This window comes from Staphylococcus sp. EG-SA-2, assembly GCF_017152085.1.
Window position 1 is genome coordinate 1 of record NZ_JACYHC010001149.1, and the last position, 10090, is coordinate 10090.

Consider the following 10090-nt stretch of genomic DNA (forward strand, 5'->3'; position numbering starts at 1 on the left):
AAAATTGATATTCGTTGGAATATGTTTTAACCATTCACCATATCCAAAAATAAATGCACCCAGCAAAATAAGTAAAAAGACCATGAAATGACCATTAAATATAAACTTATTATAATAATTTTTCTCTTTACGAAGGGCATGTAATCTTTTATTAAATAATGTGGTCGCTTGGTTATGCATGTACATCTCCACCTTGCGTCACATGAATATATATATCGTCTAATGTTTGTTTATGTAAGCCAGTTTGTTGTCTCAATGCTTCTAAATCTCCAAATGCAACGACTTCACCTTCGTCTAGTATGATAAAACGATCACAATAACGTTCAGCTGTTGCTAAAATATGTGTACTCATTAGAACGGTTCTACCTTCGTTTTTCTTTTCAACCATTAAATCTAACATGGATTGAATTCCTAATGGATCTAGTCCAAGGAATGGTTCGTCTATAATATACAATTCGGGATTAACGATAAACGCACAAATAATCATGACTTTTTGTTTCATCCCCTTAGAAAAATGACTCGGAAAAACTTTCAATTCATTTTCTAAACGGAATGTCTTTAATAATGGCATTGCTCGATTCATCGCTTCATCACGATCAATATCATATGCCATTGCTGTCATCTCTATATGTTCCTCTAATGTGAGTTCTTCATAAATAACCGGTGATTCCGGAATATAAGATAACTTTCTTCTATATGCCTCTATGTCATCATTAATGTTGATATCTGAAATTGATAGAGATCCTTCCATAGGTGTAAGCAATCCTAGCATATGTTTAATCGTTGTACTCTTACCAGCGCCATTAAGGCCAATAAGTCCAACGATTTCGCCTTTGTTTAATTCAAAATTTATATCTTTAATTACAGGGCGTTTTCCATATCCACCTGTAAGCTGTTCTACTTTAACTGTCATAAGGCACCTCCATGACTTATATTGTACCAAAAATTATAAAATGCTCATATTAAATACACATGTCCTAATATCGAATTTTTAGCGACAATGTTATAATGAATGGTAATACTAGTTGAAAAGGAGTGTAGTCATCATGTCAGAAACAATTTTCGGCAAAATTTTAACTGGAGAAATTCCTAGCTTTAAAGTATATGAAGACGATTATGTCTATGCCTTTTTAGATATATCACAAGTTACTAAAGGACATACGTTATTAATTCCTAAAAAAGCTTCTGCTAATATCTTTGAAACTGATGAAGAAACAATGAAACATATCGGTGCAGCATTACCTAAAGTAGCAAATGCTATTAAGCGTGCATTTAATCCTGATGGTTTAAACATTATTCAAAATAATGGTGAGTTTGCAGATCAATCTGTATTTCATATTCATTTCCACTTAATTCCTCGATACGAAAATGATATTGATGGATTTGGTTATAAGTGGGAAACACATGAAGACATTTTAGATAACGATGCAAAACAACAAATTGCTGAACAAATTCAAGCACAATTTTAAATGTATGCTTAATCTAAGCTCGAACGGGTATAATATGATTAATATTATAACAATTGCGTTTGAAGTGATAACATCAAGGTTAGCAATTTTAAACAAAATGAGTTATCAAGATAACAGATGTTAAAAGTGAGGAGAATATAAATGAAAGCATCACGCATTCTATTCGGTATCGGTGTTGGCGTAGCAGCTGGTTTTGTAGTTGCACTTCAAGGACGAGACGACAAAAGTGTCAAGAACAACACGATCGATCGTACTGCCCCTACTGGTTCAAAATCAGAACTACAACGTGAATTTGAAACGATTAAACAAAGTTTTAATGACATTTTAAACTATGGTGTTCAAATTAAAAACGAAAGTGCGGAATTTGGTAGTTCAATTGGTGGTGAAATTAAGTCATTACTTGGAAACTTCAAATCTGACATTAATCCTAATATTGAACGTTTACAGTCACACATCGAAAATTTACAAAATCGTGGCGAGGATATTGGAAACGAAATTTCTAAGTAGCACGTTACGTTCTCGATCACAACTATTTTTATTAGTAACAGCATATTTATTTTTTTAAATTAAATGCCAAATAAACGAGATGACATTAGAAATTAGATATTTCTTGTCATCTCTTTTTTATAACTCAAATGAACTTATGTTTACAAATTACAGGAATACATCGTTTGTAGTGATTTTCGCTTAAATCATATTTATGAATTGATTGAAAACATTGCTTAGGATTCATTGTGTTATCCTTGCACTTTGATTACGCTTTACTTATATCATTATCGACAAACAACATACTTATATTTTCATTGAGCCGAACCTTATATACACATTACATATACCTTACTTGCACAAATTATTAATCTGGTATTTATTATAATTACATATCACTATATTTTTAGCATTTGTATAACTTAGTTGGTCAAAAGATGCTTTTGCATATGCCCTGCCATATCCATTTTTTATATTATTCAAGTTTTCAAATACTCATGTCACACGCGCCTTTTTCATAAGTGATGCTTTATTAGCAAGAAGATGTGTTCGCAGAAATTTGTTCTGCATTCTACTTCTACGCTAGTCAATCAGCCAATTTTACCAATCTCCACTTTCGCGTTTCAAATCAAACAATACGTGTCTCCCCTTTCTTCTTATATAACAATTCTTCTAACATGATATGTTACTATTGAATTACTGAACCTGAGTTAGTTATAATCTAACTTATATTGAAAAGAGATGAGGCGTAAGATATGTTTTTATGTAAAAGACAAATTGATATCAATGCACGATTTGGTTTGCCTAGAATTGCATTTATGAGTGCAGTTGCAACCATCATTATGTTTTTAGTTAGTTATGAAGTAATGTATTTTTTATCTAATACGCCATTATCAGATAGACATTTTCTCATCTTTTTATTACTTGTATTTATGACGTATCCATTACATAAAAGTATACATTTATTATTTTTCTTACCATATAGAAAATCGTTTAAAGTTCATAAGTTAACTAAAAGAAAATGGCTTATATTCTATAATACCTACGTCAATCAACCTGTACACAAATTTTATTTTTGCATTAACTTAATATTGCCGTTAATTATCTTATCTGCAATGTTCGTTTATCTAACAATTTCATTCCCGCAATATGGACATTATTTTATGTTCTTATTGGCATTGAATTTCGGTATTTCCATTACAGATTTATTATATTTAAAAATAATTATATTTTCTAATTATGGACAATATATAGAAGAACATAGTACAGGTATTAATATTTTGAAAAAAATTAAAAATCCATATCATTTATAACAAAATAATTATAGCAAGGTGTTATTATTTGTTTTTAGGCTATGTAATAGCTTACAATCAAATGTATATAGACCTTGTTTTTTTATTTTCATCAATTTCTACCCCTAAACCTAATGCTCTAGTCTGATGTCATGGGTTATTGATTGGTGATAATATAAAACTATGTTATATTCACGATGATTAACTTACAAAGGAGTTTCAACTATGAAGATGATAAACAAATTAATCGTTCCGGTAACAGCTAGTGCTTTATTATTAGGCGCTTGTGGCGCTAGTGCCACAGACTCTAAAGAAAATACATTAATTTCTTCTAAAGCTGGAGATGTAACAGTTGCAGATACAATGAAAAAAATCGGTAAAGATCAAATTGCAAATGCATCATTTACTGAAATGTTAAATAAAATTTTAGCTGATAAATATAAAAATAAAGTTAATGATAAGAAGATTGACGAACAAATTGAAAAAATGCAAAAGCAATACGGCGGTAAAGATAAATTTGAAAAGGCCCTTCAACAGCAAGGTTTAACAGCCGATAAATATAAAGAAAATTTACGTACTGCTGCTTATCATAAAGAATTACTATCAGATAAAATTAAAATCTCTGATTCTGAAATTAAAGAAGACAGCAAGAAAGCTTCACACATTTTAATTAAAGTTAAATCTAAGAAAAGCGACAAAGAAGGCTTAGACGATAAAGAAGCGAAACAAAAAGCTGAAGAAATTCAAAAAGAAGTTTCAAAAGATCCAAGTAAATTTGGTGAAATCGCTAAAAAAGAATCAATGGATACTGGTTCAGCTAAAAAAGATGGCGAATTAGGTTATGTTCTTAAAGGACAAACTGATAAAGATTTTGAAAAAGCACTATTTAAGCTTAAAGATGGTGAAGTATCAGAGGTTGTTAAATCAAGCTTTGGATATCATATTATTAAAGCTGATAAACCAACAGACTTTAACAGTGAAAAACAAAGCCTGAAAGAAAAATTAGTCGATCAGAAAGTACAAAAAAATCCAAAATTATTAACTGATGCATACAAAGATCTATTAAAAGAATACGATGTTGACTTTAAAGATCGTGATATTAAATCAGTTGTCGAAGATAAAATCTTAAACCCTGAAAAACTTAAACAAGGTGGCGCACAAGGCGGACAATCCGGCATGAGCCAATAACACAAAACCGAGCGACCGTGGTTCAAAAATCATACCACGGCCGCTCGGTTTTTTCGCATTAAAAATCGGACAGAGGAGCTCATGTTTCAGTATACTCATCTGTCCGATATCTTTTAATTCTTAATCGAGTGATTCAGGATTGTAGAATCTACGATTTTCAAGACCAAATATTTTATCTGTAAACTGACCCTTGTCAGTTTTTTTATAAGCCTTTTCAAACATATTCATTCTAGCATCGATGTTATCGATATAGCATAAAATTTCTGCTTCTTTTAAGTATGGCAGTTTTGGCGAACCATACTCTAACTTACCATGATGAGATAAAATCATATGTCTTAACAACATGATTTCTTCTCCTTCAATGTTCAATTCACGAGCTGCTTCAACTACTTCATCACTCGCAATCGAGATGTGTCCTAATAAGTTACCTTCGACTGTATACGACGTCGCAACAGGACCACTCAATTCTCTAACTTTACCAATATCATGCAAAATAATACCACTATATAACAAACTTTTGTTTAACAATGGATAAATGTCACAAATTGATTTTGCAATACGTAACATCGTCAATACATGATAGCTTAAGCCACTCGCAAAGTTATGATGATGAGAACTAGCAGCTGGATATGTGTAAAATCGTTCTTGATATTTTTTCAATAAATGACGTGTGATACGTTGTAAATTAGCATTTTCAATATCTAGCAAATAATGAGAAATCTCTTCTTGTATTTCTGCCGGTGATAAAGGTGCACCATCTACAAATTGTTCTGTTTTTAATTGATCTTCAGTTGTCGCTAGTCTAATTTGGTTGACTTTCATCTGTTTATTTCCGCGATAGTTTATGATGTCACCTTTAACATGTACAATTTCTTCAGGCTTGATTGTTGCCATATCATTTTTTGTAGCCGTCCAAAATTTCGCTTCAATTTCACCACTTTTATCTTGCAAATGTAATGTCATATAATCTTTACCTTGTGCTGTTACACCCTGTGTAGCTTTATGCACTAAGAAAAAGTGATCAACTGAATCTCCGGGATTTAGATTCTCTATATTTCTCATCGTTTCCCGCCTTCCTCTATTTTGTTTAATGTAATCACTTCTTTTGATGGAACAATATTATCTTTTACACATGTAAAGTATAGTACTTGATAGTGTTCTGATAATGATCGTAAATAATTCAACATTTTTTCAGTACGCTTTTTATCAAAATGAACAAATGCATCATCAACAATTAATGGGAACGGATAATATGGTCTTAGTACCTTAATTAAACTGATACGTAAAGCTACATAAAGTAATTCTTTTGTAGATTGACTTAGTTCAACAGGATCATATAATTGACCATTAACATGTTTAACCGTAATTGAATCTTCATTATAGTTAATCATCGTATATCTGCCATCTGTTAAATGCTTCAATATTTCTACCGCTTCATTAATAACTTGAGGCAAACGTTTATCTTTAATTTGTTTAATGTGTTCATCAACTAAACTTTGTAAATAACTTAAACTTGCCCAATCTTTTGCGATATCATTAAGTTGATTTTTAAGACTGTGATATTCATGTCTTAAATTAGCAAGCGTTGTATCAGTTTCCATGTGATTGATTTGTGCACTTAAATCACTGACTTGTGCTTGCATTTCAAGATATTGCTCATTATATTCGTCAACTTGAGTAGCCAATAAATGATCTTCTTCTTCAAGTTGTGCAGTTGTTTTTTCACTTAAACTAGAACTTAATTCATAAGAATAGTTTTGGTTCTCAAGATATTTAGTTAAATCATTAAAACGACTCAAATTACTAGTATAAGTTTGGTAATCTTCATGATGTTGGTAAAAATCTTCTTCAGTACCAACATTGATAAAATCGAATAGTGCTGTAATTTCTTTATTATTTTCTTCTAATTGAGCATTTAAATGATTTAATTCATTTGTAACAAGTTTGGTATTTTCAGCATTAATACGCCATTTTTCATTCGTGTCTTCAGCTGATTTCAACCATTGTTGCACATCGTGGAATAAAGATAATTTGTTGAAATAAACAAATTGTGATTTTGTAACAGCTTCAGCATGATTGTAGAATGTATCTAATTCTTGAACCAATTGCTGGCGTTGTTGATTTAAATCACTGATATGTTGATCTAATGCTTTAATATTCGCCATTGTAGAAATACTATCAACAATTAAATCATTTGAAATTTTAGATGATAAGTATAATTCATCCTTAACGTTCTCAACTGTCGATTGTAATTCATCATGACGCCCTTTCGCATCATTTAAACGACCTTCAATATACTGACGTTTCTCTTCTAAAATATCTTTATTTTTCAAAGCTTGTTGCCAGTGATCACGAATGCGATATTGCTCATCAAGATCAAAATCTAAGTCATAATTTTCATCTAAAATGGCTAGTTGTGCTTTAATTTCTTCGATTTCATCTGTGATGGCCTCGCTATAATCTACTTCTTTTGATTTAGACATGATGATACCGATAACAAATACTAAAGTTAATACTGCGAAAATAATACCAAACAACATGTTGTTTGAAATAAATGAGAAGGCAGTTAAACCAATACCTACTAATGTTAAAAGAATAAACGTTGTTCGTAACAATTTTTGACGTTTTTGTTTTTCTTGTTGCTCAATTTCGAAACGTTCTTTCAATTTGCTATACAAGTTCTCTTTTTCGTTTAATTCAATGACTTGTTGTGAGTATTCTTTTTTCTTTTCAAAAGTCTCTTCAGGAACTATTTTTTCTTCAACAGAATCTAGTTCGCTATGAACCGCATTATCTTCGATTTTATTTTCTTCTAAACTACGTTCTAATTGTTTAATGTATGCAGCTTGTTCTTGTTTATTCTTGATTTGCTCACTGACATAACTTTTCATTGCCTCTGAACTATCTACGTCATGATGCGTTTCAGACCAACCAATATTTGCTTGCAATTCATCTTTATCACGTTGTTTATTCGCAATATCCTTTTCGATTGCAGTAAGTTCAAATTCTTTATTTTTAATTTCATTTTCTTGTTGATTCAAACTAATGAAGGCGTCAATATCAGATTGTTTAACTGGCTCTAATTGAGTCGCTTCTTCTTTAAGTTGAGCTAAACGCTCATTTCTTAAACCAATATCTCTTTCTAACGATTGCTTATGCGCTCGCGCTTTTTCGTAACGATCCACACCTTTTTCTGGGAATGTGATTGGCTCAATATTTAACTGTTGTTCTAGAGACTTCCATTCTTGTGAATGATCATGTAAAGCAACCTCTTTTTGTTTTTCTTCATGCATTTTTGATAATTGATTTAAATTATGCTTTAAATTCTCTAATCGACGTGATGATTTATCTCGATCATCTACTAAGCGATGATATGTTTCTAGCTTAGCTTCTTCTTCACGAATTTGACTTTCTAGTTGTTTTAATTGCTCAATTTGTTGATTAATGATCGGATTTTTACCTGATTTTTTATATAATTCATCTTTTTTACGATTAATCACTTCGCGCATTGACGTGAATTCAGTTGATCCTAAAGCCCCTGCTTGTAATAAATAATCTTGCAATTGTTTTTCATTTAGATTTCTATGAATGTCTTGAAGCCCTAGTACATCAAATGAAAAGATACCTTGATATGTCTTTTTAGAAATATAATTAAGTTTCTTTTGTAACCAAGCATCATCACGCACAGCACCATTAGGTAAATATACTTTCACATCACCTTGAGCACTGCCTTTAATTCGTTCAACTTCAATCTCTAAGCCATCATCAAGAATAAGTACTAATTTACCACCGTATTGGTTACCTAGACGTGGTTCTAGTCTTGGCTCTTTAGACTTTTTAGTTGGAAAACCAAATAATATCGAATGGATGAATGCTTGAATCGTCGATTTACCCGCTTCATTTTCACCAAAAATTTCAGTGAAGTTTTTATTAAATTCAATTTTACGTTGAACAAATTGACCGTAACCATAAATTTCAAGTGATTTAATTATCATTTTGTTCACCTCTCATTTCAGCTTTTAATATTTCTTCAGCACGATTAACTAATGCTGTATGGTCGAATGTTCCATAATCGTCTAGGAACTTAGATGCCCTTGGATTTAAATATAAATCTGACATCGCTTTATCAAAAACAGTTTGATCGACTAATAATTCCGCTGAAAATTCATTAACTAAAGGTGACTCATCATTTTGTGCATATTGTACTTTTAACTCATCAATATATACAAATTGATTTTCGTTTTCTTCATAATCTGTAATCATTTCTTCAACTTGTAATAAATCTTGAGGTGAAATTAATGTCTCACTATTAATAACAAGCGTTAAACGATAAAAGGCTTTTCCTTCTTCTCTCACTTGTTCTTTAAAGTTTTGAATGACCTCGTATAAACCTTGCTTAGATGTCTTATCCGTTTCAATAGTTGCTTCTTCAAATCTAATATACTGTGTAGGATAAAATTTAGTCTTTAATTTTAAGTGGTCACCCTCGATTAATAAGCAACCTTTTTCACCTTGCTCATTAAAATGTCTACCTTGAATATTACCTGAATAGTTAATTACAGGCATATCACTTAATTGTTGACGTTCATGTATATGACCTAAAGCCCAATAATGATACAATTTACTGTTTAAATCTTCTAAAATGAACTCGGTATATCTTTCGTTAACTGAAGATTTACTATACGTACCATGCAAGACACCAATATGTATGCCTTTTTGGCCTTGACTTGATGGATATTCATCAATCTTGTTCTCATAACTTGCTCTATTTTCATAACTAAATCCGTGAATATAAATTGTTTCACCAGATTTAGTAATTGCTTCATACGTCTCAACTTTATTTGAAAATACAGAAACATTATCTGGCCAGTTTGATGAAATCTTTGATGATAATGGGTCGTGATTACCATGACAAACATAAACAAAGATTTGTTCATTTTGTAAACGTTCAAATTGCTGTTTTAAGAAAATTTCAGCACGTAATGTTCTGTTTTCACTATCAAATAAATCACCCGCGATAATTACAAAATCAACATCTTGTTGTAATGCAATATCTACAATGTTTTTAAAACTTTCATAAGCACTTTTTTGAACATCCTCAAAAATTTTAGGGCTTATATGACTCTTAGATTTGAAAGGACTATCTAAATGTAAATCCGAACAATGAATAAATTTAACCATACATCCATATCTCCTTAATTAAAGGTTCTAACATCAATTTTGCAAAATCCAACTATACAAAGCATTCTAATCACTATATTCATACTTATAGGTGTAGTGATTCATTAGCTGATTTATTAAAACCAGTCGCCATTTTTATTTCGTTAAAAAATTATTATCTACACAATAATAAAGTGCTTTAGTCAAATCGTGATGTTTTATTTATTAACAAGTTTATTATTTCTTCATTTTACCATAATACGCTTCATATCGTCGATGAACATATGAAATTGAGACACATTTATAACAGTTTAAAATTTTATTTGTAGCGTGCGTTGATTTTTTTCAAAAATTTCAGTCGGAAATGCAATTTCCGTAATTGTTAACACCGCTAGTGAACCAACTGACACATTAAAGATTTACATGATTACTCTACTAGATTTGCTCGGCAGTAATGACCAATTAGAAACTAAATGTCAAAACTATCATTGCACT

10 protein-coding genes are annotated in these 10090 nt (G+C 30.9%); 4 read left to right on the forward strand and 6 right to left on the reverse strand.

The window, feature by feature from the left end:
• Together IDG60_RS19015 and ecsA are read right to left on the reverse strand one after the other, a co-directional pair.
• On the reverse strand, positions 1–180 hold a 180-nt coding region (locus tag IDG60_RS19015), incomplete at its 3' end, for an ABC transporter permease (RefSeq protein ID WP_206161064.1).
• Complete coding sequence (gene ecsA, locus IDG60_RS19020; RefSeq protein WP_000216873.1) at positions 173–913, reverse strand: ABC transporter ATP-binding protein EcsA; 741 nt, start codon at positions 911–913, stop codon at positions 173–175. The genes ecsA and IDG60_RS19015, both read right to left, overlap by 8 nt.
• Positions 914–1046: 133 nt before the next feature.
• Here ecsA and IDG60_RS19025 point away from each other — a divergent pair, with 133 nt between their 5' ends.
• From IDG60_RS19025 to prsA, 4 genes are all read left to right on the forward strand, one after another.
• Positions 1047–1469: an HIT family protein gene (locus tag IDG60_RS19025; RefSeq protein ID WP_000004981.1), complete on the forward strand. Its 423-nt coding sequence runs from the start codon at positions 1047–1049 to the stop codon at positions 1467–1469.
• A gap of 141 nt (positions 1470–1610) precedes the next feature.
• Entirely contained in the window at positions 1611–1976 is a 366-nt protein-coding gene (locus tag IDG60_RS19030) for a YtxH domain-containing protein (RefSeq protein ID WP_000648118.1), read from the forward strand.
• Positions 1977–2710: 734 nt separating this feature from the next.
• Positions 2711–3268, forward strand: a complete 558-nt coding sequence (locus IDG60_RS19035; protein ID WP_000477959.1) for a DUF3267 domain-containing protein — start codon at positions 2711–2713, stop codon at positions 3266–3268.
• Positions 3269–3472: 204 nt separating this feature from the next.
• On the forward strand, positions 3473–4435 hold the full coding sequence (prsA, locus tag IDG60_RS19040) for a peptidylprolyl isomerase PrsA (protein WP_000782121.1): 963 nt from the start codon (positions 3473–3475) through the stop codon (positions 4433–4435).
• Between the two features lie 120 nt (positions 4436–4555).
• Here prsA and yhaM read toward each other — a convergent pair whose 3' ends face one another.
• The 4 genes from yhaM to IDG60_RS19060 all read right to left on the reverse strand — a co-directional run bounded on the left by yhaM (position 4556) and on the right by IDG60_RS19060 (position 10005).
• The gene (gene yhaM / locus IDG60_RS19045; RefSeq protein WP_001244175.1) at positions 4556–5497 is read right to left on the reverse strand and encodes a 3'-5' exoribonuclease YhaM; all 942 of its coding nucleotides are present in this window, start codon (positions 5495–5497) and stop codon (positions 4556–4558) included.
• A complete protein-coding gene (locus tag IDG60_RS19050) occupies positions 5494–8430 on the reverse strand; it encodes an ATP-binding protein (protein WP_000584628.1) in 2937 nt (978 codons plus the stop codon). Before IDG60_RS19050 ends, yhaM begins: the two co-directional genes overlap by 4 nt.
• Positions 8420–9616 (reverse strand): metallophosphoesterase family protein, encoded by a 1197-nt coding sequence (locus tag IDG60_RS19055; protein ID WP_000238230.1) that lies wholly within the window; start codon positions 9614–9616, stop codon positions 8420–8422. Before IDG60_RS19055 ends, IDG60_RS19050 begins: the two co-directional genes overlap by 11 nt.
• A gap of 290 nt (positions 9617–9906) precedes the next feature.
• Complete coding sequence (locus IDG60_RS19060) at positions 9907–10005, reverse strand: hypothetical protein (RefSeq protein WP_001802255.1); 99 nt, start codon at positions 10003–10005, stop codon at positions 9907–9909.
• Positions 10006–10090: the final 85 nt, after the last annotated feature.